We start from the raw sequence: 23851 nt of genomic DNA on the forward strand, positions 1-23851 counted from the left end.
AACTCCAGGAGCAACAGAAACACCAACTCCAGCGCAACCAGAGGAAGAAAAAACTGCAACTCCAGGAGCAACAGAAACACCAACTCCAGCGCAACTATCGGAAGAAAAACCTGTAACTCCAGGAGCAACAGAAACACCAACTCCAGCGCAACCATCGGAAGAAAAACCTGCAACTCCAGGGGCAACAGAAACACCAACTCCAGCGCAACCGGCAGAAGAAAAACCAGCAGGTTCAGGAGTAACAGAAACACCAACACCAGGGCAACCATCGGAAGAAAAACCAGCAGCGTCAGGCACAACAGAAACACCAGCGGATTCAAATAATCAGAATAATCCAAATGTACCAAAAGATGATGTTGAAAAAGGTTTAGAAGAAAATGGCGCAGAGTTAGAGTCACGTAAAAAAATAAAATTAGAAGAAATTAACTCAAGTAGTCTATCATCTAGTGAAAAAGAAGCTGCTAAATTAAAAGTAGAAGAATATACTAAAAAAGCTAAAGAAGAAATGAAACAAGCAAAAACTACAGATGACCAAGCGGCTGTAGTGGAGAAATATTCAGATGATTTAATTACGATTGATACTCCTGGAGTTGACCAAGGTAAACCAGATTACACAAATTCAGGATTATCTGGTAACGGACCAGAAGGAACAAATATTGGAGATAACAATGTTATTGGGCATGGAAATAGTACACCAGAAAATACAGGGTTTAGAAGTGCACCAGTGTATCAACCACGTGTAACACTTCGCGAAAGAAATGCTGATGAACTAAAAAATAAAGTTTCTATTTATTATAATTATGATGGGATGAAAGATATTCCTGGATTCTTCAATGATTTAGATAGTAAAAATGAAGTTGAAGTCCCTCAAAAAGTTCCAGCTCAAACGTTGAAGTCTATTTTGAAATCAAAAATTGATCAAAAGAAAGCAGAGCTTGAAAGAAAAGGATACAAAATTGCTGATGAATATTTTGTAGGAATTAATCAAGAAAATGCAACACATTATGATTATGTAGTAACTTTTACAAAAGCATAAGATAACTTCATCAAAGAAGGCTAGCAAAAGTGTTAAACTTAAAGCTAGCCTTTTTGTGCTATTGTTAATCAATTATGAAAAATAAAAAAAGGAATGTAGTATGGTTGTTTAGGGAGAAAAGAGGTAGGTTCAATTGCTTTAAATAGGAAACTGCTGTACGAAGAAGAGTTTCTAGTGTACAATACAGTCAGAAAAGGAGAGAAAAGAATGTTTTTATTAGCACCACTTTTAATTACCATAACGATAGCCAGTTATGCCGTATTAAAATATTATTTTGGAACAAGAATTTATTTTTCAGATTCATTCTTTCTAACAATAAGAGAAGTAATGTTACCTTTATTAGTTGTTAGTTTTGAAATTTTTTCTCAAGTAGTTTTAGGATATTCTCAATTACCTTGGATGATATTATTTAGTTGTATTATTGGAGTAACATTGTTATTAGTGAAAAAAGGTAACCATGAATTCTCGTTGAGACAATATTTATATCAATTTTTCTCATTAGAATTTTTGGTATTTGTAATGGGACATCTGTTGTTAGTCATTCAGTATTGTTTTTATTTATTACTCTCTTGGGGAGTTGTCCGTTAATAATTTTAGAAATAGTTAGAGAAGCACTTAGTCAGTTGATTAAGTGCTTTTTTTATTTTAAAAATACAAAGTAAGGATAAAAAAGTGGGATTGTAATAAATTGATGAAAAATATTGATATATAAGTCTTTTTGAACGTTCTACAATGAAGAGTGTTTTTAATTTTATATAAAAAAGGGGTGGATTTAAAATATTTTTTAACTTTTTTCATAAAAAAGTGGTGAAAAGTGGGGGAGTGTGGTAAACTATGGATAATTAATGAATGATAGGAGGAGTCTGCATGTTAATCGGTGAATATCAACACACAATTGATGCTAAGGGACGAATGATTGTTCCAGCGAAGTTTCGTGAAGATTTAGGATTCACTTTTGTTGTAACACGTGGACTAGACGGCTGTTTATACGGCTATCCTCTTGATCAATGGCAATTGCTTCGTCAAAAGTTGAGTGAATTACCTCAATCTAAAAAAGACGCTCGTGCATTTGCTCGTTTCTTCAATTCTGCTGCTAGTGAAGTAGAATTTGATAAACAAGGAAGAATTAATATCACACCTACTTTAAGAGAACATGCAGGTTTAGTGAAAAACTGTCGTGTTATTGGTGTGAATGACCGAATTGAAATTTGGGATGAAGAACGTTGGAAAGCTTATATTGCTGAAACTGAAGAGAATTTTGAAGAATTAGCAGAACAAATGGCTGATTTTGGATTTTAGAAAGGATATTAATAAAGAATGTTTAAACATGTAACCGTATTGCTACATGAAACAGTGGATAATCTTGAAGTAAAACCAGATGGGATTTATGTAGATTGTACATTAGGTGGAGCAGGACATAGTGAATATTTATTAGGTCAATTGACAACGGGACATTTATATTGTTTTGATCAAGACATGAATGCCATTGATAATGCTAAAATCCGTTTGAAAAATTTTATTGATGAAGGTAAAGTAACGTTCATTCATGCAAATTTTAGAATGATTCAGAAAAAATTAAATGAATTAGGAATCAAAAAAGTAGATGGAATTTTGTATGACTTAGGTGTATCTTCTCCACAATTGGATCAAATTGAGAGAGGGTTTAGTTATCATCAAAATGCTATCTTAGATATGAGAATGGATCAAACGGCACCGTTAACTGCAAAAGAGATTATCAATGAATGGAGTTATGATGAGTTAGTTCGAATATTTTATCGTTATGGAGAAGAAAAGTTTTCTAAACAAATTGCGAGAAATATTGAACGTATTCGACAAGACCATGGAATTGAAACAACAGGGGAATTGGTAGATATTATTCGAGATAGTATCCCTGCAGCTGCAAGAAGAAAAGGTGGACATCCTGCTAAAAGAATTTTCCAAGCAGTTCGTATTGCGGTAAATGATGAATTAGCAGCAGTGGAAGATTCATTAGAACAAGCTTTTGATTTATTAGAAGTTGGGGGAAGAATTAGTGTTATTTCTTTCCATTCTTTAGAAGATCGTATTGTGAAGACGATGTTTAAACAACAAAGCACTGTTGAACAAGGTCCTAAAAATTTACCGATTTTACCAGGACAGTTAGAAAGTGCTAATTTTAAATTAATTACAAGAAAACCAATTTTGCCAACAGAAGAAGAAATGCAAGAAAACTCAAGATCACAAAGTGCAAAATTACGAGTGATTGAACGTGTGAAATAATTAGTAAAGGAGGCGTTTTTTGATGGCATTAGCAGAACAAATCGTTGATGTAAATTCTACAACAACAGTCAAAGAAGCCTTTCCGAATACTTATTCCGACAAAGTAGTAACGGCTATTCCTCAAGAAAAAGTAAAAGTTAATTATACAAGAAATATGATTATTTCAATTGTAGTAATTGTATTATTAGGCACTTTAACAGTTGTTAGCTCAATGTTAGTGGCGAATAAAAATCGTCAATTGCAAGATATACAAACTAATACAACATTGATGCAAAGAAAAAATGATACGTTATTACAATCGGCGCAAGAATTATCACAATATGACCGTGTGAATCGTATTGCAAAAGAACAAGGGTTACAAATGGGTCAAAATAACGTAAGGAATGTTGGACAATGAAAATGAATAATTTTAAGGAATATTTGGGAAATAGAAAGATTGCGATACGTTGCTTGATGGCAATCGCATTCTTCCTATTTCTCATTTTTTCTTTTCACTTCTTTAAAATAATGGTGCTGGGACAAAGTCATGGTGTTAATTTAAGAGATGAATTAGATAAGAAATTAACGCATACAACACTATTGAAGGCTAAACGTGGAAATATTTATGATGCAAGTGGTAGTCCAATTGCTGTAGATGCAACGAATTATTCTTTGTTTGCTGTATTAACAGATCAATGGGATAAAGGGAAAAAAGATTATGTACAAGATTTTTCGAAAACTGCACAAGTTTTATCAAAATATATTGATATGAAGGCTCCAGAAATTGAAAAAATTTTATCTCAAAAAAATGTTTCCCAAGTAGAATTTGGGAATGCGGGAAAAAATCTTTCCGTTGAAACAAAAGAAAAAATTGAAAAGGAAGAACTTCCTGGTATTAAATTTACGGAAAATCTTTCACGTTATTATCCAAATGGAATTTTCGCATCTCATTTAATTGGATATACAGATGTAGAAGAACAACAAGTTGACGGGAAACCAGTTGAACAATTGGTTGGTAAAATGGGGATTGAAGCATCATATAATGCTACGCTAACAGGAAAACCAGGTGAACTTGTATCTCGATTAGATGGTAATGGATATGTTATTCCAGGAAGTGAAAAAATTACGGAGCAACCTAAAGATGGGAATGATTTGTATTTAACTTTAGATAAAAAAATGCAAACGTATTTAGAATCTTTAGTTTCGCAAGTGACTGAAAAGTATTTACCAAATCAATTAACAGCAATGTTAGTGGATCCAAAGACAGGTAATATAGTAGCTGCAACTCAGAGACCAACGTTTAATGGCACAACAAAAGAAGGCATTAGTACAATGTGGAATAATCTATTAATGGATGAAGCTTATGAACCAGGTTCTACTATGAAAGTATTAGCTCTTGCTGCTGCTATTAATGAAGGAGTTTTTGACCCTAATGAAAAGTCTGAATCTGGTAAAATCCAGATTTTTAAAGATTTAGTTCGTGACTATAATAAAGTTGGTTGGGGGAGAATCACTTATTTAGAAGGTTTAGCTCACTCAAGTAACGTTGCTTTTGTTCATGTAGTTCAAAAAATTGGAGTAGAAAAATGGAAGCAATATTTAGATTTATTTGGATTTGGTCAAAGTACGCAATCAGGATTTTTAAATGAAGCTACTGGATTGAATACATATAATTCTTATTTACAACAATTGTCGACTGGTTTTGGACAAGGGATTTCTGTAACAGCTTTTCAAATGGTACAAGCTTTTACAGCAATTGCGAATCAAGGAGAAATGAAAAAATTAAGAATTGTGGATCATGAGTTTAGACCAGCAACAAATACTACAGTTAATTTTTCTGAAAATTCTTTAGGGCAAGTAATTAAACCGGAAACAGCTAAAAAAACTCTAGAATATTTACGTCAAGCAACTACTATGAAAGATGGAACATCTAATGGGTTTGATATTGAAGGTGAGGAAATAGCTTCGAAAACAGGAACTGCCGAATTTGTAAATCCTGAAACAGGAACTTATTACTCGTATGGAAGTAATTATATTTATTCTGTAGTTGGATTTGCGCCTGCAAGTGATCCAAAATATATTTTATATATTACATTGAAGCAACCTCAAAATAACCCTTATGGAGCTGGAGGTAGTGCTTTAATTAAAGAGATTTTTAATCCAATGATGAAACGTGCGTTAGATTATAGTCGATTAACGCAATAAAAAGGAGGAATTTAGAAATGTTAGCTACAGAATTAGCTCAATTAATTTATCTCAAAAAGATTGAAGGTAATTTATCAGGTGTAACAATTGATTTTTTAGCACAAGATTCAAGAAAAGTTCGTCCAAATACATTATTTTTCTGTATTGATGGAGTTACAGTAGATGGGCATCGCTTTGCTGCTGCTGCGAAAGAAAAAGGTGCCGTTGCCTTTGTAGCTAGTAAATCTATCAAAAATCAAGTAGGGGATACTCCAGTAATTTATGTTAAAGATGTGACAAGAGTGATGGCTTTGTTGGCAAATCATTTTTATGGATATCCAACTCAATCTTTACAAATGATTGGTGTTACAGGAACTAATGGTAAAACGACAGTCACTCATATGATAGATGCATTATTGGAAAAACCGAATAAACCAACTGCATTAATTGGTACAATTTATCGTAAAATTGGTCCAAAAATTATTCAGACTCATAATACAACTCCAGAAATTTTAACATTGCATGAAACTTTCCAAGAGTTAAAAGAGATTGGTGGAGAGACTTGTTTGATGGAAGTTTCTTCTCATGCCTTACAATTAGGCCGTGTTTGGGGATTAGATTATGATTGTGTAGTCTTTACGAATTTAACACATGAACATTTAGACTTACACAAAACAATGGAACAATATGCGCATGCTAAAAGTTTATTATTCTCTCAATTAGGGAATTATGTTGGAGAAAATTCTAAGCCAAAAGTAGCGGTTTTAAATGCGGATGATGAACAGTTTCAAATGTTTGAGTATTCAACTCCAGTTCAAGTGATTAGCTATGGAATTAATGAGGAAGCTGACTTCAAAGCTGAAAATATTCGTACAGAAAATGGACATACAATCTTCGAACTAGTAATTCAAAATGATGAACGTTACTTAGTAGATATGCCATTACTAGGAATTTTCAATGTTTATAATATGTTGTCTGCAATTGCAGTGGCTTATGTTTATGGAATTTCTATAGAAGAAATATTGAAAAAGGTGAAAGCTTTCCAAGGTGTAGCAGGTCGTATGCAATCTGTTGATAAAGGACAAGATTTTCAAGTAATCGTGGACTTTGCTCATACTCCGGATGGATTAGAAAATGTATTAGATTCTTTAGCACAAATTCCACATGGGAAGATTATTACAGTTGTAGGGCATAGTGGAGGAAATCGTGATTCTAGTATGAGACCAGAATTAGGAAGGATTGCTCTAACTAAATCAGACCATGTAGTCTTTACAGCAGATAATCCTAGAACAGAGCCATTAGTAAATATTTATGAAGGATTGCTAAGTGCAGTTAATAAGAAATCTGTTTCTTATGAATGTATTGATAAACGAGAAGAAGCCATTGAAAAAGCACTTCAATTAGCGAGTGCTGGAGATATTGTGCTACTTGCTGGAAAAGGGGTAGAAGCTTATCAAATTATTGGTGAAGTAGAATATCCTTATAATGAAATCGAAGTTGTAGAATCATTATTAGGAAATAGATAAAAAGGAGAAAATGATGACATTACAATTATTACTTGTATTAGGAGCCACATTACTAGCAACAGTATTTGCGGAACCTAAATTTATTCAATTTATGCGAATGAATCAGTTTGGACAAACAACTTTAGAAGATGGGCCATCTTGGCATAAAGCCAAAAGTGGAACACCTACGATGGGAGGGTTTATCTTCTTAATGATGATTGGGATTGTTAGTTTAATTCTTGGAGGATTATTCGGACATTTTAATTTCACATTATTAAGTGGCGTCATTGGATTTGTATTTTTTGGTGGAATCGGATTTTTTGATGATTTTATTAAAGTGTTTAGAAAACAAAATCAAGGCTTAAAAAGTCATCAAAAATTTGTTTTACAAATAGTAGGTTCTGCAGTTTTTGTAGCTTTATTCTTATTAAGTGGACGTACTCCATTAATTTATATTCCATTTTTTGGTGAAGTACATAGTTTAGTCTTATTTGCAATTTTTACTATCATTTGGATTACAGGATTTTCAAATGCGGTAAATTTAACAGATGGGTTAGATGGACTAGCGACATCAACATCTATTGTTGCTTATGGAACGTATGCATTTTTAGCATTACATTCAAAACAAGTAGAAATTGCATTCTTCTGTTTTAGTGTAGTTGGAGGATTAATTGGATTCTTAATGTTCAATTGGAAGCCAGCTAAAATCTTTATGGGAGATGTTGGTTCTCTAGCTTTAGGTGCAGGTTTAGCAATCATTTCTTTAATGCTTCATCATGAGTGGAGTTTACTAGGAATTGGGATTGTATTTGTATTAGAGACAGCGAGCGTTATTATTCAAGTAACCTCATTCAAATTAACAGGAAAACGTGTGTTTAAAATGAGTCCGATTCACCATCATTTTGAAATGTGTGGATGGAAAGAAGTGAAAATCGTTTTAGTCTTCAGTTTAGTTGGATTAATCGGAGCATTGATTACATTAGTATTGATTTAGAAAAGCTTTTTAGCTTTTCATACATATTTTTCGGCAGTTTATTCTGCCATATACATATTGAAATTAATTTAGGGGGCATATTAGGTGCTGAATGAAAAGAAATTTGAACATAAAAGAGTATTAGTGATTGGATTAGCAAAAAGTGGAGTGGCTGTGGCCAAATTATTACTACATCAAGGAGCGATTGTAACTGTAAATGATCGTATTCCATTAGAAGAAAATCCTGATGCAAAAAGTTTAATTGAAGAAGGAATTCGTGTTTTAGCAGGTTCACATCCAGTAGATTTATTAGAAGAACATTTTGATTTTGTTGTGAAAAACCCTGGAATTCCATACCATAATTGTATGGTCGAAGCAGCTGTGAAAAAAGGAATTCCAGTATATACAGAAGTTGAAATTGCCTATCATTTATTAGAAGGTTTAATCATTGGAATCACTGGTTCAAATGGGAAAACGACTACAACTACCTTATCGAGCTTGATGTTGAAAGAATCTTTCCCTGAACGTGATGTTTATGCTGCAGGAAATATTGGAATTCCATTATCTCAATTAGCGGAACAATCAACAAAAGAAGATATTTATGTTTCAGAATTAAGTAGTTTCCAATTAATGGGAATTGATCAATTCAAACCGAAAATTGCGTGTATTGTAAATATATTCAGCGCTCATTTAGATTATCATGGTTCACGAGAAGAATATATTAAAGCAAAACTTCAATTGACGAAAAATCAAACGGAAGACGATTATTTAGTATACAATGCTGATTATCCAGAATTGATTACATTAATTGAAGAACATACAAACGCAACACTAGTTCCATTTAGTAGAAAAAATTCTTTAGAATTTGGAGCTTCAGTAGAAGGTGATTACATTTGCTTCAATGGTGAGAAGGTAATTCCAGTTTCAACGATTCAAGTTCCTGGAACACAAAATGTTGAAAATGTACTAGCAGCAGTTGCGATTGCAAAATTAGCAGGAGCTACAAATGAAGGTATTAAAAAAGCTGTTCAAAATTTCCATGGGGTAAAACATCGTACTCAATTTGTAAAAGAAGTGAATAAAAGACGTTTCTACAATGATTCAAAAGCAACGAACATTATTGCAACTCAAACAGCCTTACGTAGCTTTACAAATCAATCGGTCATTTTAATCGCAGGTGGTTTAGATAGAGGAAATGGTTTTGATGAATTAATTCCAGATTTAACGGCTGTTTCAGGAATTGTTTTGTATGGAGAAACAAAAGAAAAATTACAAGAAGCTGCGAAAGTTGCAGGGATTCCTGTTATTGAAGTGGTGAATACATTAGAAGAAGCAACTAAAAAGGCTTATGAAATTAGTAAAGAAAACGATATTATTTTATTATCTCCAGCTTGTGCAAGTTGGGATCAATTTAAGAATTTTGAAATTCGTGGGGATGAATTTATTCGAATTGTAGAGAATTTATAAGAAAGAGGAAAAGATTCATGAGAGTTGTCGTATCTGGCGGAGGTACAGGAGGTCACATTTATCCTGCACTTGCATTTATGAGATATTTAGAAAAACAAGAAGATGTAGAATATTTATACATTGGAACCAAACGTGGATTAGAAAGTAAAATTGTTCCACAAGCAGGATATGCATTTGACTCCATTAAAATCGAAGGGTTAAAGCGTTCGCTTTCATTAGAAAATTTAAAAACAGCCTACTATATGGTAACGAGTGTCATTAAAGCAAGAAAAATTTTAAAAGAATTTAAACCTGATGTTGTCATCGGTACAGGTGGCTATGTTTGTGCGCCTGTATTATTTGCCGCAAGTTTATTAAAAATTCCAACCATTATTCATGAACAAAATAGTGTTGCAGGAGTAACGAATAAATTTTTAGCAAAATGGGTGAATAAAATTGCGATTTGCTTTGAAGATGTGAAAAAAGATTTTGCATATTACAGTGATAAAGTCGTTTTAACTGGAAATCCTAGAGGGCAGGAAGTTGTCGAAATTAAGAAAAATCCTGAATACTTAGCTTCTATTGGAGTTCAGACAGACTTACCAATCGTAGTAATTTTCGGTGGTAGTCGTGGTTCAGAGCGAATGAATGAAGTGTTTGTTGAGGCTTTAGAAGGATTTGCGGATAAAAATTATCATGTCATAATGGTTACAGGAGAAGTGCATTATGACAAAATCAACAATCAGATTACAAAATTGGAAAAATCATTGCCAAACGTTTCTGTTTTTCCGTATATTAAAGATATGCCACAATTATTCCAAAATGTGGATTTAGTTGTATGCCGTAGTGGCGCAACAACTTTAACAGAATTAACAGCATTAGGATTAGCAAGTATTTTAATTCCAAGTCCATATGTAACAAATAATCATCAAGAAGCAAATGCTCGTTCATTAGTTGATCAAGGTGCAGCATCAATGATTTTAGAAAAAGAATTGAATGCTCAAACAATGTTAGCTGAAATTGATGACATTTTATTAGATTGTCATAAAAAAGAAGCAATGGCTGCTTCTGCTAAGAAGATGGGAATTACAGATGCAAGTTCAAGATTAACAAGTATGATTCATGAAATAATGTAGAAAGAAAATGGAGGAGTCTTATGAAATTTTTTAAAAAAACTTCAACTTCTTCGCCTCCTCCTATAGAGATAAAAGAGGAGATTCCGAAAAAAAATCTTTTTCAACCAATAAAACAATTTTTCCATTTTAATCGTTTAGAAATGAAATTTTTATGGTGGATTTTTCTAGCTAGTATGTTCTGGAGTATTTATTTTATTTCTCCTTTATCAAAACCAAAAGCTATATATGTATATGGAAATCGACAAGTATCAGTTGAAATGATTCAAGATCAAGCAGGAATCAAAAAAGGAAAGAGTATCTGGGGAATTTTATCAGAACATGAAATCATTCGAAAAAGATTAACCGCTCAAAACCCTAAAATTAAAGATGTTTCTGTAACATTGTCAGGATTGAATACAATCCAGTTAACGATTTTAGAAAATCCTGCCATTGGTTATTATGTTGAAGATGGGCAATATAAAGAGTTATTAGCAGATGCTCAGTCGATTTCAGTAGAAGAATTAACGAATAAAGAAAAATATCCAGAATTAGTGAACTTCACAGAAGAATCGAGAATTCAATTAGCCAATCAATTGGAGAAAACTTCTCCAAGTGTGATTAGTAATATTCGTCAAATTCAATATGTAGATCCTGAACAAAAACCGTTAAAACTTCATTTAAAAATGAAGGATGGAATGAAAGTGATTGGGACATTAAAAGATATTGGTGAAAAGTTAAATTATTATCCAAGTATTTTAAAACAATTACCAAAAAAATCAGGAACGATTGATATGGAAGTTGGAATTTTTTACACACCTGATGTGAATGCCCAATAAATTGAAAAAATTTATTAAGAAAATATACAAATGTTTTCTTAACAGTAAAGAAATATGTTAAAATAAATCAGTATAGTTATTTATAAAATGTGAATGAAAAAATATTAGTAGGAGGTTTCAATAAACGTGAAAAATCAAGGAATTTATGTGAGTTTAGATATTGGAACCACTTCAATTAAAGTTGTTGTTGCTGAATATATTCGTGGACAATTAAACATTATTGGAGTCGGAAATGAAAAATCTCAAGGACTAAGTCGGGGAGTAATTGTAGATATCGACGAAACAGTTGAATCTATTAAAAAAGCCGTTAAACAAGCAGAACAAAAAGCAAATATTCAAATTCAAGATGTTATTGTAGGAATCCCAAGTAATCAAATTTCGATTGAACCATGTCATGGCATGATTGCTGTTTCAAGTGAAAATCGTGAAATTACGGATATTGATGTACATAATGTTATTTCGGCAGCAAAAGTTCGTTCAGTTGCTCCTGAAAGAGAAATTATTTCAGTTATCCCAGAAGAATTTATCGTTGATGGATTTGATGGAATTAAAGATCCTCGTGGAATGATTGGTGTTCGATTAGAATTATACGCAAGCATGATTACTGGACCAAAAACAATTGTACATAATATCAAACGTTGTATTGATAAAGCAGGATTAAATATTGAAGAAATGGTTATTCAACCTCTTGCTATTAGCCAAGTAGCAATGTCTGCAGGTGAACGTGAGTTTGGTACAATTCTAATTGATATGGGCGGTGGACAAACTAGTGCGTCAGTAATGCATGATCATCAATTAAAATTCTCTTATGTAGACCAAGAAGGTGGAGATTTCGTAACAAAAGATATTTCAGTTATTTTAAATGCAAGCTATGAAAATGCAGAACGTATTAAACGTGAGTATGGCTATGCTATTTCTACTGAAACTTCTGATGAAGAATTCTTCCCAGTTGAAACAATTGGGAAAAAAGATCCTGTTAAAGTGGATGAACATTATTTATCAGAAATTATTGAAGCGAGAGAAGTTCAAATTTTTGAAACAATTAAACGTGCTTTAGATCAAGTAGATGCATTAAGTTTACCTGGAGGGATTGTTTTAACTGGTGGAGCATCTTCTATGGCAGGAGTTCTTGAATTAGCTCAAGAAATTTTTGGAGTAAATGTGAAAACATATATTCCTGAACAAATGGGAATGAGAAATCCAATTTATGCAACAAGTATGGGATTAATTCAATATGCTGCATCATTAGATGATGTGCATCGTATTGCCCAAAAAGGTAAATTAACAACTGAAAAGAGAGTAACACCTCTAACGAACCCTAGCCGTCCAGTTGTAGAACCAACTCCACAACCGGTTGAAAAACCAAAAACTGAAGTGGAAGCAACACAAGAAACTGAATCAGAAAATTTTGGAGATAAAGTTAAAAATTTCTTCAAAATGTTTATAGACTAGTACGAATCTAAGGAGGAAAAAGAATGGAATTCGAATTTGATACAAATTTAGAAGGCGCAGTAATTAAAGTCATTGGTGTAGGGGGAGCAGGTAATAATGCTGTTAACCGTATGATTGCTGAAGGCGTTCAAGGCGTAGAATTTATTGTTGCCAATACAGATACACAAGCTTTAGCTAATTCTAAAGCAGAAACTAAAATCCAATTAGGGCCTAAATTGACAAAAGGTTTAGGTGCAGGTTCATTACCTGATATCGGTTTAAAAGCAGCAGAAGAAAGTGAAGAACGTATTCGTGAAGCTTTATCTGGAGCAGATTTAATTTTCGTTACAGCCGGTATGGGTGGAGGAACTGGTACTGGTGCAGCACCAATCGTAGCTCGTATTGCAAAAGAATTAGGAGCATTAACTGTTGGGGTTGTGACTCGCCCATTTAGTTTCGAAGGACCAAAACGTGGTCGTTATGCAGCAGAAGGTGTTGCACAAATGAAAGCTAATGTGGATACATTAGTAACAATTTCAAATAACCGTTTATTAGAAATCGTGGATAAAAAGACTCCTATGTTAGAAGCCTTCCGTGAAGCAGATAATGTATTACGTCAAGGTGTACAAGGTATTTCTGATTTAATTATTGCACCTGGCTATGTAAACTTAGACTTTGCTGACGTTAAAACAGTGATGAAAGATCAAGGTTCTGCATTAATGGGTATTGGGGTTGCTAGTGGTGAAAACCGTACAGCAGAAGCTACTAAAAAAGCTATCTCTTCTCCATTATTAGAAGTATCAATTGATGGAGCAGAACAAATCTTATTAAACATTACAGGTGGATCTGATTTAACATTATTTGAAGCACAAGATGCTTCTGATATCGTAGCAGCAGCTGCAACAAATGATGTAAACATTATCTTTGGTACATCTATTAATGAAAATCTTGGAGATGAAGTAATTGTAACAGTTATTGCGACTGGTATTGATGAAGAACACAAAGGTACAAAAAAGTCAGTAGCTCGTTCTAGTCGTCCAACATTAACACCTACAACACCTGCTTCAACAAAAGAAATTGGAAATAATCCTCAAACATTCCAAGAAAAACAAGTAACACCAAAGAAAAAAGCAGTAGTTGAAGAAAAACAACCTGAAAAAGATATTTTTGGGGATTGGGATATTCGTCGTGAAGCAACTGTTCGTGAAACTACAACAGAAACAGATTCTCCATTTGCTCAAAAGAGTTTTGTAGAAGCTCCAGTTGAAACAAAATATGAATCTGATGATACTTTAGACACACCACCATTCTTCAGAAGAAGAAACAGAAACTAATGACCATGATTAAAAGTAATGCAGAACAAATTGTCACTCGCATTCAACAATCATGCGATAAAGTTTCTAGAGATGTACAAGAAGTATGTCCAATTATAGTAACTAAAAATCGTACGAATGAAGAAATCCAAGAAGTTTATTCTCTTGGATTTCGGCATTTTGCGGAGAATCGTGTTGAGAAGTTATTAGAACGTCAAGAAGTATTTCCACAAGAGGATATTGTTTGGCATCTAATTGGTCCATTACAAAAAAGAAAAGTGAAGCAAATTGTTAATCGAATTCAATATTTTCATGCGATTGATCGTCTATCGATTATGGAAGAGATTGAAAAACGATTAGATTCACCATTGAAATGTTTTTTAGAAGTGAATGTTTCAGGCGAAGAATCAAAGCATGGTTTTACAAAAGCAGGAGTATTTGAAGCATTTGAAGCCGCAAAACAATATGAAAAAATTGACATCATTGGCTTCATGACAATGGCACCATTTGAAGCTAATGAAGAAGAAATTCGTCACTATTTTCATGAGTTAAAAGAAGTTTCAAAAAAAATACAAAGTACGTCCACGCTAAAATTAAGCATGGGGATGAGTCAAGATTATCCCATTGCAATTGAAGAAGGTGCACACTTTATTAGAATTGGTACTGCTTGGTTTGAATAGGAGGAGTAGTATGGGGTTTTGGAATCAATTTAAAACATTTTTAGATCCAGATGATGGCTATCATGAGGTAGAAGAAGAAATGTATGAAGAAGGAAATGATTCATCCAATGTTCAAGAATATAGAAGAACACCTTCTAATGTTGTTTCTTTTCAACAAGCTCAACAAAATAAAAAAGTATCAAAAATTTTTGTCATGGAGCCTTCTGTTTATACGGAAGCAGAAAGAATTGCGGATGCTTTATTAAAAGGTGAAGCAGTTATCATTAATTTTAGAAAAATGGAAGTTGCAGATGCTAAAAGAGTCATTGATTTTGTAGTGGGAGTGACTTATGCCATCAATGGAGATGTCCAACAAATTAGAGAGGATATTTATATCTGTTCTCCGCCAAATTATCAAGTGCAAGGTTCTTTTGTTGAGAATGAGGATTCTTCTTATTAATTTAATGGGAATATATTTATGTTAAGGAGAAAGATATGTTATTATTTCAATTAATCCGTTTATTATTACGGGCAATTGATCTTTATATATTGTTAATTACAATTTATATTGTATTAACTTGGTTACCACAAGCGCAAAATACTAAATTAGCAAGATGGCTTCAAGCGTTGTGTGAACCATATTTATCTTATTTTGATAAAATAAGAATTGGAATGTTTGGTTTTTCAGCTATTTTTGGAATTTTATTTTTACAGTTTGTAAAACTAGGCATTATTCAAATTGCTAAATTTATATTTTAATAGGTGATAGTTATGGATACGTCTATATTTCAACATTTTAGAAAAGAAGAACAAGATTTTATTCGAAAAGTAGAATCTTGGGTTACTTCTTGTCAAGAACAGTATGCACCAATATTGACACCATTTTTAGATCCACGTCAACAATTTATTGTTGAAGCGATTGTTGGTCAATATGATGACATTAAATTTCAGTTTGAAGGTGGATATATTGCTGCTGAGAGAAAAAGATGTATGATTTATCCAGATTTTTATGCACCAACAACAGAAGAGTTCGATGTTGAATTGATAGAAATTCATTATCCAATTAAATTTTCTTCAATTAGTCATGGACAAATTCTTGGTTCTTTGGTAGGCTTAGGAATAGACCGTGACCAATTAGGAGATATTATTTCTGATGGGATTCGTTGGCAATTATTGCTGACGAAACAAATGTTACCTTATTTGAAACAAAATTTTCAAAAAGTTGGAAAAATTAGTATTCGAATAGATGAAAAAGAATATACAGAATTAATTTTACCGATTGATCATTGGACATATACAACCGCAATTGTGTCTTCATTACGATTGGATACATTAATTGCATCTATTTTTCATATTTCTAGACAGCGTTCGAAGGAATTAGTAGAGAGTAATAAAGTAAAAGTTAACTGGGCTGAAGAAATTCGTCCTGATTTTATGATAGAATTACTTGATATTATTTCCATAAGAGGGTATGGTAGAATACAGATAAAAAATATTGAGGGACGGACAAAAAAGGATAAAATAAAACTTGAAATAGGTCTGCTCGAGAAAAACAAATAAGAGGAGTTGGAATTATGTTAACACCAATCGAAATTCATAATAAGGAATTTCCTACAAAATTTAAAGGATATGACCCTGAAGAAGTAAATGATTATTTAGATGAAGTCATTCGTACGGTTGAACAATTAATTCGTGAAAACAAAGATTTAGAAAAACGTGTAAAATTCAATGAAGAAAAAGTTTCATACTTCAATTCAATTCAAGAAACATTGAATAAGTCAATCATCGTAGCTCAAGAAGCTGCAGATCGTTTAAAAGAAAATGCACGTAAAGATGCTGAAATCATTATTTTTGAAGCTGAGAAAGAAGCTGAAAGATTATTAAAAGAAGCTGCAGAAAAAGCAACTGAAATTAATCGTGAAACAGATGCATTGAAGAAAGAAACACGTATGTTCCGTCAAAGATTACAAATTATGGTGGAATCTCAATTAGAAATGATTAAAAATGAAGAATGGGATTTATTATTAAATAGCCATTCTAAAATTGAAGTATCAGCACCATCGATTGATACAATTTTAGCTGGTCGTGCTAAGAAAAATGAACAATTATTTACACCAGAAGTAACTCCAGAAGTTGTACCAACTTTTGAAGAACCTACTTCAAATCAACAAGAAATTATTCTTCCAACAGATGAAGTTATTACTGTAGGTGGATTCGAATAAACAAAAAACGTGATACTAAGAAGGTATCACGTTTTTTTTGTATGTTTTTTCCATATTGAGTGAAGTCTAAATAGAGAATCTACTGTAAAAATTGCTAGAGCAATCATACCTGCTACAGCGATTGTACTAGATAAATAATAATGAGCTTTAACGGAATCTCCTGTTAAGAATGCATAAGCTGTTCGATACATTCCAGCACCGGGAACTAGTGGGAAAAATCCAGGAATAAAGAACACGGTTACTGGAGCTTTAAAAAATCTTGCTGCTATATGTGAAAGAAAAGCTACAGTTAGACCACTATAATATGTAGAAAGCTCCATTCCTGCACTTTCTAAAAATAAAAGATAAATCCACCAACCAATTCCACCAATTAGCGCGGTATATTTGATTAAACGTTTAGGAACTTCGAATACAATGCTACTGAAATAAACAGCAATGACTGAACTAATAACTTGAAACATCATAATGGATTCACACCTCCTCCAACTAATAGACCAATTGCTACAGCAATGGAAATGGATAGAGCAGTGACTGCAGCTTCTACAGCACGAGCTGTACCGGAATTATAATCTCCGCGTAAAGTATCACGAATGGCATTTGTAATAGCTGTTCCAGGAACTGCTGGCATAATTGCTCCAATAATAGGAATTCCAATATGAATAGATGGAAAGACATTAGCTTGTAAAAAGCAAATGATAATGACTATTGGAATAATAGAAACTAAGTTAGTAATAAACATTCCAAGCCCAAGTTTGGCATCAAGTTTATAAACAAAAGGTAAAACAATTGCAGCAATACCTGCAACAAACATTTCTAATAAAGTTGCTCCATAAAGCGCTGCATAACATCCACACATCAGTAATAATCCGACATCTTTTAACCATGTAGGATAATCTGATTCTTTCAAATTTTGAAATTTTTCATAAGCAGTATCAATATCAATTTCACCACTGACTAATTGACGTGAAATTGTATTTACTTTATAAATTCGATTTAAATTTGTATCTCGATTTGGAACACGACGGATTTCAGTAATACAATCAATGCAATCATCGTCTAAAGTTGCAAAAATTCCTGTTGCGTTCGCGAAGGCTTCACAAGTTGCAAAATGAGAAGTAGATAAAATATAATTCATCGTTTCTTCTACACGATAACTCTCTGCATTGCATTCTAACATAATTTGCCCTGCAAGCATGGCAGTATCCATCAATTTTTTAGCGTATTCTCGCATGATGAATCTCCTTTAAAACTTAATAAGTTTAGTATACCACAAGTTTAAAGTGTGTAAACAAGTCTTTCTTTTGAACTGTGTTAATCATTAGACTATAACAGATATGAAAATTTGAAGAATATTCTTTTAATATTCAACTTAGTACTGTTTTTTAGAAGGAATTTGTTGTATCATAGTGATAGAAAATAATTGGAGGGATAGTTGTGGAACTATTTGAAGAATTGTCAGGCAAGATTAAAGGGAAAGGATTAAAAATTGTTTTCCCAGAAGGAAGCGAACCTCGTATTTTAGGTGCTGTTGTACGTTTGAAAGCAGATGAATTATGTCATCCTATTTTATTAGGTAAAAAAGATGAAATTGAAGAAGTAGCGCAAAGACGTGGATTTAATTTACATGATATTACTGTTATTGATCCAGAAACTTATGAAAACTTTGATGCAGTAGTAGAAAGTTTTGTAGAACGTCGTAAAGGAAAGGCTACTCCAGAAGCTGCTCGTGAATTATTAAAAGATGTGACTTATTTTGGAACAATGATGGTACATATGGGATTAGCAGATGGTTTAGTATCTGGTGCAGTTCACTCTACTGGAGACACTGTACGTCCAGCTTTACAAATTATTAAAACAAAACCAGGTGTATCACGCACAAGTGGTGCATTTATCATGATTAATAGTGATAAATCTAAGAAATATTTATTCTCTGATTGCGCTATTAACATTAATCCAAATGCGCAAGAATTAGCTGAAATTGCTGTTGAATCAGCTAAAACTGCAGAATTATTTGGGATTGAACCAAATGTTGCTTTATTAAGTTTCTCAACTAAAGGTTCTGCAAAATCTGAGGAAGCATTAAAAGTAGCAGAAGCTGCTCGTATTGCGAAAGAATTAGCTCCTAATTACAATATTGATGGAGAATTACAATTTGATGCTGCATTTGTTCCAAGTGTTGGTAAACAAAAAGCTCCAGATTCACCAGTTGCAGGGGAAGCTACAGTATTTGTATTCCCTGAAATTCAATCAGGAAATATTGGTTATAAAATTGCACAACGTTTCGGTAACTTTGAAGCAATTGGACCAATCTTACAAGGATTAAACAAACCAATTTCTGATTTATCTCGTGGATGTAATGAAGAAGATGTTTATAAATTAGCGATCATTACAGCAAACCAAGCTTTAATGGAAGCATAATTTAAAAAATAACGAAAGCATGGAACAATCGTTTCATGCTTTTTTTGTCGCATACAGAAACCCTAGACTAAACTTTTCAAATGTAGCAACGGCGCAAGCAGCCTCGCTATTGCGAGTCTCATTGCTAAAAATTGAGCCTAAGGTCTCAATTTTTCCGGTAATAGAATCTGGTAAACCAGCTTCTATTACTACTGCTACGGGAAAAGTTTAGTCTAGGGTTTCTGTTATGATTGTTTCGTTTCTAAATTGTTTGTATAAGTACTTGACTAGATTTTCTGTTATGTTTCTTTCGTTTATACATGTTGTTACTAAAATATTACCAAGACTCGATTTTTAGCCAAGAGACTCGCATGGGGCTACTGGCGGCCTCACGAATAGAAAGTATTTTTACTACTTACTTTAATTATGTTAGTAATCATGCTACTGAAAGAACGTCAAAATCATGTAAAAGCAAGAAGCAAAAATATTTTATGTAGTGAAAGTAATGGAAGCCAAGGCTGGCTTCCATTACAGGTAAAATTTGAGACCAAGGCTCAAATTTTAGCCAAGAGACCCGCCAGGGGCTACTGGCGACCTCACAAACAAAAATATTTTTGCTTCTTGCTTTTTATTCTGTAATAGGCTATCAATGCAAATTTTTATAAAAATATGGTACACTGAAAATAACATTGTGAAGAATTGAGGAGCTTATCGTGAAACAAAAATTATTACTAGTAGATGGCAGCAGCTTAGCTTTTCGTGCCTTTTATTCCATCTTAGATCTAAACCGATTTAAAAACCAAAACGGATTACACACAAACGCATTGTATTCATTCCACCGAATGTTCAAAACAATCTTAGAACAAGAAAATCCTACCCATGTATTAGTAGCTTGGGATGCAGGAAAAACAACTTTCCGTACAGAAATGTATGCAGAATACAAAGGTGGCAGAGCAAAAACACCATCAGAATTCAAAGAACAAATGCCATACTTCAACGTTTTATTAGACGCATGGGGAATCCCACATTATCGCTTAAACCAATATGAAGCCGACGACATTATTGGAACATTAGCTTACCAAGCATCTAAAGAAGGATTTGAAGTAGTCGTTTTATCTGGAGACAAAGACTTAATTCAATTAGCAACTCCAGAAATTACCGTTAAAATAACTACAAAAGGAGTAAGCGAATTAGTCGAATATACTCCAGCTTTTATCAACGAAAAATATGGACTAACACCAGAACAAATTATCGACATGAAAGGACTAATGGGCGACTCATCAGATAATTACCCAGGCGTAACAAAAGTGGGTGAAAAAACCGCCATTAAATTACTTCAAGAATACGGAAGTGTAGAAGGAATTTATGAACATGTCGAAGAAATGAAAAAAAGTAAGTTAAAAGACAATTTAATTCAAGATAAAGAATTAGCCTTTTTAAGTAAAACATTAGCAAGAATAGACATCAATTCTCCATTAGAAATTACCGTAGCAGATACCCTTCGAAAAGAAGAAAGTATCGAAGAACTAATAGATTTTTATAAAGAAATGAGTTTCCAATCATTCCAAAAAGATTTGCTCAATAAAAAAGGTGGGCAAGTTGTTCAGGAAGAAAGTGTTGATAGTCTAAACGTTCAATGGATTGATACTATTTCAGGAAAAGAATTGAAAGATGCAACAACGGTTCATTTTGAATCATTTGATAACAACTATCATATTGCTCCAGTCTTAGCAGTCGCATTCGGAACGGAAAAACAAGTGTATGTTACTTCTATTGAATCAGCTGTTCAGTCTGAAGCATTTAAACAATGGTTAGCAGATGAAACCATTGAGAAAACGATGTTTGATACGAAAGCAATGAAAGTATTCGCAAACCGTTTTGGGTTAACAGTAGCAGGAGCAACATATGATGTGTCTCTATTAGCCTATCTAGTGGATGCCAATGAAATAGTCAATGAAATTTATGACGTAGCGAAACGATTTGGTATTTCATTATTGAAGACCGATGAAGAAGTATATGGAAAAGGCGTTAAAATAAAAGTTCCAGAAGAAAAAGAAGTATTTTGGAATCATTTAGCTGCAAAAATTTATGTATTAGCGACTGCTCCGAAACGTTTATTAAAACAATTGGATGAAAATGAACAAGCTCAGTTATATTGGGAAATGGAATTACCGTTGAGTGATATATTAGCTCGTATGGAAATTCAAGGGATTCGAGTAGATCAGAATCGTCTAATCGAAATGGGACTACAGTTTGAAGAACGATTAAAAGAAATTGAACAAACAATTTATGAATTAGCAGGAGAGGAATTTAATATTAATTCTCCAAAACAGTTGGGTGTTATTTTGTTTGAGAAAATGAATTTACCAGTCATTAAGAAAACAAAAACGGGATATTCGACAGCAGTCGATGTATTAGAAAAGCTAGCTTCCCAATCTCCAATTGTTGAGTGCATTTTAGAATATCGACAATTAGCAAAATTAAATTCAACATATGTTGAAGGATTACAAACTTATATTGATGAAAAAGGTAAAATTCATACACGTTTCGTACAAAACTTAACGCAAACAGGTCGTCTAAGTTCTCAAGATCCAAACTTACAAAATATTCCAATTCGTACAGAAGAAGGACGACAAGTTCGTTCAGCATTTTTACCAAGTCATCCTGAATGGAAACTACTTTCCAGTGACTACTCACAAATTGAGTTACGTGTATTAGCACATATGGCAAATGATGTGCATATGATTGAAGCATTTAAAAATAATATAGATATTCACACGAATACAGCGATGCGTGTATTTGGAATACAAAATCCTGAAGAAGTGACAAGTAGTATGAGAAGACAGGCGAAGGCTGTTAACTTTGGAATTGTGTATGGAATTAGTGATTATGGGCTCTCTCAAAATCTGAATATTCCACGTAAAAAAGCCAAAGAATTTATTGATCGCTATTTAGAAGAATTCCAAGGAGTCAAAGACTATATGGAAACTATTGTAGCGGAAGCACGTCAAAATGATTATGTAGAAACATTGTTCCATCGCCGTCGTTATTTACCAGAAATTCATTCGAGCAATTTTAACATTCGTTCATTTGCAGAAAGAACAGCGATGAATTCACCGATTCAAGGAACTGCTGCAGACATCTTAAAAGTAGCCATGATTGAGTTAGATAGAGAGTTGACAGAACGAAATTTCCAAGCAAAATTATTATTACAAGTACACGATGAATTAATTTTTGAAGTACCAGAAGAAGAAGTTGAAAGTTTACAAAGCTTAGTAGAAGAAGTCATGGAAAATGCGGTAAGCTTATCTGTGCCATTAAAAGCAGATAGTAATATTGGTAATAACTGGTATGAAGCAAAATAAAGTTGATGAGAGGAGAAACTATGAAGTATAAAAGAATTGTTTTCAAAGTAGGAACAAGTTCATTAACGAATCCGGATGGAAGCTTGTCACGAGCAAAAGTTAAAGCTATTACGCAACAACTAGCTACGTTACATGAAGAAGGACATGAATTAATTTTAGTTTCTTCTGGGGCGATTGCTGCAGGGTTCTCTTCTTTAGGATTTAAAAAACGTCCAACAAAGATTGCAGATAAACAAGCTTCTGCTGCAGTGGGGCAAGGTTTATTATTAGAAGAATATACGTCTAATTTATTAATGAAAGGCATTGTTTCAGCACAAATTTTATTAACGCAAGATGATTTTGTTGATAAACGTCGTTACAATAATGCTCATCAAGCGTTATCTGTATTATTAACGCGTCATGCGATTCCAATTATTAATGAAAATGATACAGTGTCAATTGAAGAATTAAAAGTTGGGGATAACGATACTTTAAGTGCTCAAGTAGCTGCTATGGTCCAAGCAGATTTATTAGTCCTATTAACAGATGTTGATGGCGTATATAATGATAATCCTTCAAAAAATCCAAAGGCAAAACGATTCGATAAGATTGATGAAATTACTAAAGAATTAGTAGAAATGGCAGGTGGAGCTGGTTCTAGCAATGGAACTGGCGGAATGTATACGAAAATTAAAGCAGCAACGATTGCGACAATGGCGGGTGTTCCAGTTTATATTTGTTCATCCTTAAAAGAACAAGCGTTGATTGAAGCAGCTCACCAAACGGTGGATGGAACGTATTTTACAGCGCAAGAAAAAGTGATGAAAACTCATAAACAATGGCTTGCTTTATATGCGAAAAGTAAAGGAAAATTAGTCGTTGATGCTGGCGCAAAACAAGCTCTACAAGAAGAAGGTAAAAGCTTATTAATCTCGGGTGTGAAAGCAGTTGAGGGAGAGTTTTATGAATCCGAAATTGTGACAGTTGTAGATGAACATTATCAAATAATTGGAAAAGGACAAACTCGCTTAAGTAAATATGCTATTGCACAACAATTATCGAAAAATAATCGTAAAGGGATTGTCATTCATCGAGATGATTGGATGACCATTTCTGGAGAATTAGAATTATTAGAACAAGAATTTTAAGGAG

The 23851-nt window shown here is 33.2% G+C and carries 22 protein-coding genes and 1 pseudogene; 21 read left to right on the forward strand and 2 right to left on the reverse strand.

Features of this window, described 5'->3' with window-relative positions:
• From HMPREF0446_RS08545 to HMPREF0446_RS02305, 18 genes and pseudogenes are all read left to right on the forward strand, one after another.
• Positions 1-1036, forward strand: a pseudogene (locus tag HMPREF0446_RS08545) (DUF1542 domain-containing protein); the annotation flags it as partial.
• Between the two features lie 207 nt (positions 1037-1243).
• Positions 1244-1624: a DUF3397 family protein gene (locus HMPREF0446_RS02225; protein WP_006703035.1), complete on the forward strand. Its 381-nt coding sequence runs from the start codon at positions 1244-1246 to the stop codon at positions 1622-1624.
• A 279-nt stretch (positions 1625-1903) separates the two neighbouring features.
• Entirely contained in the window at positions 1904-2335 is a 432-nt protein-coding gene (mraZ, locus tag HMPREF0446_RS02230) for a division/cell wall cluster transcriptional repressor MraZ (RefSeq protein ID WP_006703034.1), read from the forward strand.
• Positions 2336-2353: 18 nt separating this feature from the next.
• Complete coding sequence (gene rsmH / locus HMPREF0446_RS02235; protein ID WP_006703033.1) at positions 2354-3295, forward strand: 16S rRNA (cytosine(1402)-N(4))-methyltransferase RsmH; 942 nt, start codon at positions 2354-2356, stop codon at positions 3293-3295.
• A 22-nt stretch (positions 3296-3317) separates the two neighbouring features.
• The gene (ftsL, locus tag HMPREF0446_RS02240; protein ID WP_006703032.1) at positions 3318-3692 is read left to right on the forward strand and encodes a cell division protein FtsL; all 375 of its coding nucleotides are present in this window, start codon (positions 3318-3320) and stop codon (positions 3690-3692) included.
• On the forward strand, positions 3689-5479 hold the full coding sequence (locus tag HMPREF0446_RS02245) for a peptidoglycan D,D-transpeptidase FtsI family protein (protein ID WP_006703031.1): 1791 nt from the start codon (positions 3689-3691) through the stop codon (positions 5477-5479). The genes ftsL and HMPREF0446_RS02245 overlap by 4 nt, the downstream gene beginning before the upstream one ends.
• A 17-nt stretch (positions 5480-5496) precedes the next feature.
• Positions 5497-6984: a UDP-N-acetylmuramoyl-L-alanyl-D-glutamate--2,6-diaminopimelate ligase gene (locus HMPREF0446_RS02250; protein WP_006703030.1), complete on the forward strand. Its 1488-nt coding sequence runs from the start codon at positions 5497-5499 to the stop codon at positions 6982-6984.
• 10 nt (positions 6985-6994) lie between these two features.
• Entirely contained in the window at positions 6995-7957 is a 963-nt protein-coding gene (mraY, locus tag HMPREF0446_RS02255) for a phospho-N-acetylmuramoyl-pentapeptide-transferase (protein ID WP_006703029.1), read from the forward strand.
• A gap of 84 nt (positions 7958-8041) precedes the next feature.
• On the forward strand, positions 8042-9403 hold the full coding sequence (murD, locus tag HMPREF0446_RS02260) for a UDP-N-acetylmuramoyl-L-alanine--D-glutamate ligase (protein WP_006703028.1): 1362 nt from the start codon (positions 8042-8044) through the stop codon (positions 9401-9403).
• A 17-nt stretch (positions 9404-9420) separates the two neighbouring features.
• Positions 9421-10518, forward strand: a complete 1098-nt coding sequence (gene murG / locus HMPREF0446_RS02265; RefSeq protein WP_006703027.1) for an undecaprenyldiphospho-muramoylpentapeptide beta-N-acetylglucosaminyltransferase — start codon at positions 9421-9423, stop codon at positions 10516-10518.
• A 20-nt stretch (positions 10519-10538) separates the two neighbouring features.
• Positions 10539-11333, forward strand: a complete 795-nt coding sequence (locus HMPREF0446_RS02270; RefSeq protein ID WP_006703026.1) for a cell division protein FtsQ/DivIB — start codon at positions 10539-10541, stop codon at positions 11331-11333.
• 126 nt (positions 11334-11459) lie between these two features.
• Positions 11460-12785 carry a cell division protein FtsA gene (gene ftsA / locus HMPREF0446_RS02275; protein WP_006703025.1) on the forward strand — a complete coding sequence of 442 codons (1326 nt, stop codon included), beginning with the start codon at positions 11460-11462 and terminating at the stop codon, positions 12783-12785.
• A gap of 23 nt (positions 12786-12808) precedes the next feature.
• Positions 12809-14098: a cell division protein FtsZ gene (ftsZ, locus tag HMPREF0446_RS02280; RefSeq protein ID WP_006703024.1), complete on the forward strand. Its 1290-nt coding sequence runs from the start codon at positions 12809-12811 to the stop codon at positions 14096-14098.
• Positions 14099-14103: 5 nt separating this feature from the next.
• Positions 14104-14757: a YggS family pyridoxal phosphate-dependent enzyme gene (locus HMPREF0446_RS02285; protein ID WP_040507792.1), complete on the forward strand. Its 654-nt coding sequence runs from the start codon at positions 14104-14106 to the stop codon at positions 14755-14757.
• A 10-nt stretch (positions 14758-14767) separates the two neighbouring features.
• Entirely contained in the window at positions 14768-15196 is a 429-nt protein-coding gene (locus HMPREF0446_RS02290; protein WP_020991290.1) for a cell division protein SepF, read from the forward strand.
• A gap of 35 nt (positions 15197-15231) precedes the next feature.
• Entirely contained in the window at positions 15232-15495 is a 264-nt protein-coding gene (locus HMPREF0446_RS02295) for a YggT family protein (protein WP_006703021.1), read from the forward strand.
• Positions 15496-15507: 12 nt separating this feature from the next.
• Positions 15508-16296, forward strand: a complete 789-nt coding sequence (locus HMPREF0446_RS02300) for a YlmH family RNA-binding protein (protein WP_006703020.1) — start codon at positions 15508-15510, stop codon at positions 16294-16296.
• Between the two features lie 14 nt (positions 16297-16310).
• Positions 16311-16958, forward strand: a complete 648-nt coding sequence (locus HMPREF0446_RS02305) for a DivIVA domain-containing protein (RefSeq protein ID WP_006703019.1) — start codon at positions 16311-16313, stop codon at positions 16956-16958.
• A 26-nt stretch (positions 16959-16984) separates the two neighbouring features.
• On the opposite strand, the gene HMPREF0446_RS02310 is transcribed toward HMPREF0446_RS02305, so the two are convergent.
• Both HMPREF0446_RS02310 and HMPREF0446_RS02315 read right to left on the reverse strand, forming a co-directional pair.
• On the reverse strand, positions 16985-17422 hold the full coding sequence (locus tag HMPREF0446_RS02310) for a threonine/serine exporter family protein (protein ID WP_006703018.1): 438 nt from the start codon (positions 17420-17422) through the stop codon (positions 16985-16987).
• Positions 17419-18189, reverse strand: a complete 771-nt coding sequence (locus tag HMPREF0446_RS02315) for a threonine/serine exporter family protein (RefSeq protein WP_006703017.1) — start codon at positions 18187-18189, stop codon at positions 17419-17421. Before HMPREF0446_RS02315 ends, HMPREF0446_RS02310 begins: the two co-directional genes overlap by 4 nt.
• A 203-nt stretch (positions 18190-18392) precedes the next feature.
• Between HMPREF0446_RS02315 and pta the strand changes: the two genes are divergently transcribed.
• From pta to proB, 3 genes are all read left to right on the forward strand, one after another.
• The gene (pta, locus tag HMPREF0446_RS02320; protein ID WP_006703016.1) at positions 18393-19376 is read left to right on the forward strand and encodes a phosphate acetyltransferase; all 984 of its coding nucleotides are present in this window, start codon (positions 18393-18395) and stop codon (positions 19374-19376) included.
• Positions 19377-20065: 689 nt separating this feature from the next.
• Entirely contained in the window at positions 20066-22720 is a 2655-nt protein-coding gene (polA, locus tag HMPREF0446_RS02330; protein WP_040507448.1) for a DNA polymerase I, read from the forward strand.
• Positions 22721-22740: 20 nt separating this feature from the next.
• Positions 22741-23847 carry a glutamate 5-kinase gene (proB, locus tag HMPREF0446_RS02335; protein WP_006703014.1) on the forward strand — a complete coding sequence of 369 codons (1107 nt, stop codon included), beginning with the start codon at positions 22741-22743 and terminating at the stop codon, positions 23845-23847.
• Positions 23848-23851: the final 4 nt, after the last annotated feature.

Source organism: Granulicatella elegans ATCC 700633, assembly GCF_000162475.2.
Classification (GTDB): Bacteria; Bacillota; Bacilli; order Lactobacillales; family Aerococcaceae; genus Granulicatella; species Granulicatella elegans.

Excerpts from the sequence above, each read along its gene's own strand:
- HMPREF0446_RS02225 (WP_006703035.1), top strand. The coding sequence starts at position 1,244 with ATGTTTTTATTAGCACCACTTTTAATTACCATAACGATAGCCAGTTAT.
- mraZ (WP_006703034.1), top strand. The coding sequence starts at position 1,904 with ATGTTAATCGGTGAATATCAACACACAATTGATGCTAAGGGACGAATG.
- rsmH (WP_006703033.1), top strand. The coding sequence starts at position 2,354 with ATGTTTAAACATGTAACCGTATTGCTACATGAAACAGTGGATAATCTT.
- ftsL (WP_006703032.1), top strand. The coding sequence starts at position 3,318 with ATGGCATTAGCAGAACAAATCGTTGATGTAAATTCTACAACAACAGTC.
- HMPREF0446_RS02245 (WP_006703031.1), top strand. The coding sequence starts at position 3,689 with ATGAAAATGAATAATTTTAAGGAATATTTGGGAAATAGAAAGATTGCG.
- HMPREF0446_RS02250 (WP_006703030.1), top strand. The coding sequence starts at position 5,497 with ATGTTAGCTACAGAATTAGCTCAATTAATTTATCTCAAAAAGATTGAA.
- mraY (WP_006703029.1), top strand. The coding sequence starts at position 6,995 with ATGATGACATTACAATTATTACTTGTATTAGGAGCCACATTACTAGCA.
- murG (WP_006703027.1), top strand. The coding sequence starts at position 9,421 with ATGAGAGTTGTCGTATCTGGCGGAGGTACAGGAGGTCACATTTATCCT.
- HMPREF0446_RS02270 (WP_006703026.1), top strand. The coding sequence starts at position 10,539 with ATGAAATTTTTTAAAAAAACTTCAACTTCTTCGCCTCCTCCTATAGAG.
- ftsZ (WP_006703024.1), top strand. The coding sequence starts at position 12,809 with ATGGAATTCGAATTTGATACAAATTTAGAAGGCGCAGTAATTAAAGTC.
- HMPREF0446_RS02285 (WP_040507792.1), top strand. The coding sequence starts at position 14,104 with ATGATTAAAAGTAATGCAGAACAAATTGTCACTCGCATTCAACAATCA.
- HMPREF0446_RS02290 (WP_020991290.1), top strand. The coding sequence starts at position 14,768 with ATGGGGTTTTGGAATCAATTTAAAACATTTTTAGATCCAGATGATGGC.
- HMPREF0446_RS02295 (WP_006703021.1), top strand. The coding sequence starts at position 15,232 with ATGTTATTATTTCAATTAATCCGTTTATTATTACGGGCAATTGATCTT.
- HMPREF0446_RS02300 (WP_006703020.1), top strand. The coding sequence starts at position 15,508 with ATGGATACGTCTATATTTCAACATTTTAGAAAAGAAGAACAAGATTTT.
- HMPREF0446_RS02305 (WP_006703019.1), top strand. The coding sequence starts at position 16,311 with ATGTTAACACCAATCGAAATTCATAATAAGGAATTTCCTACAAAATTT.
- HMPREF0446_RS02310 (WP_006703018.1), bottom strand. The coding sequence starts at position 17,422 with ATGATGTTTCAAGTTATTAGTTCAGTCATTGCTGTTTATTTCAGTAGC.
- HMPREF0446_RS02315 (WP_006703017.1), bottom strand. The coding sequence starts at position 18,189 with ATGCGAGAATACGCTAAAAAATTGATGGATACTGCCATGCTTGCAGGG.
- proB (WP_006703014.1), top strand. The coding sequence starts at position 22,741 with ATGAAGTATAAAAGAATTGTTTTCAAAGTAGGAACAAGTTCATTAACG.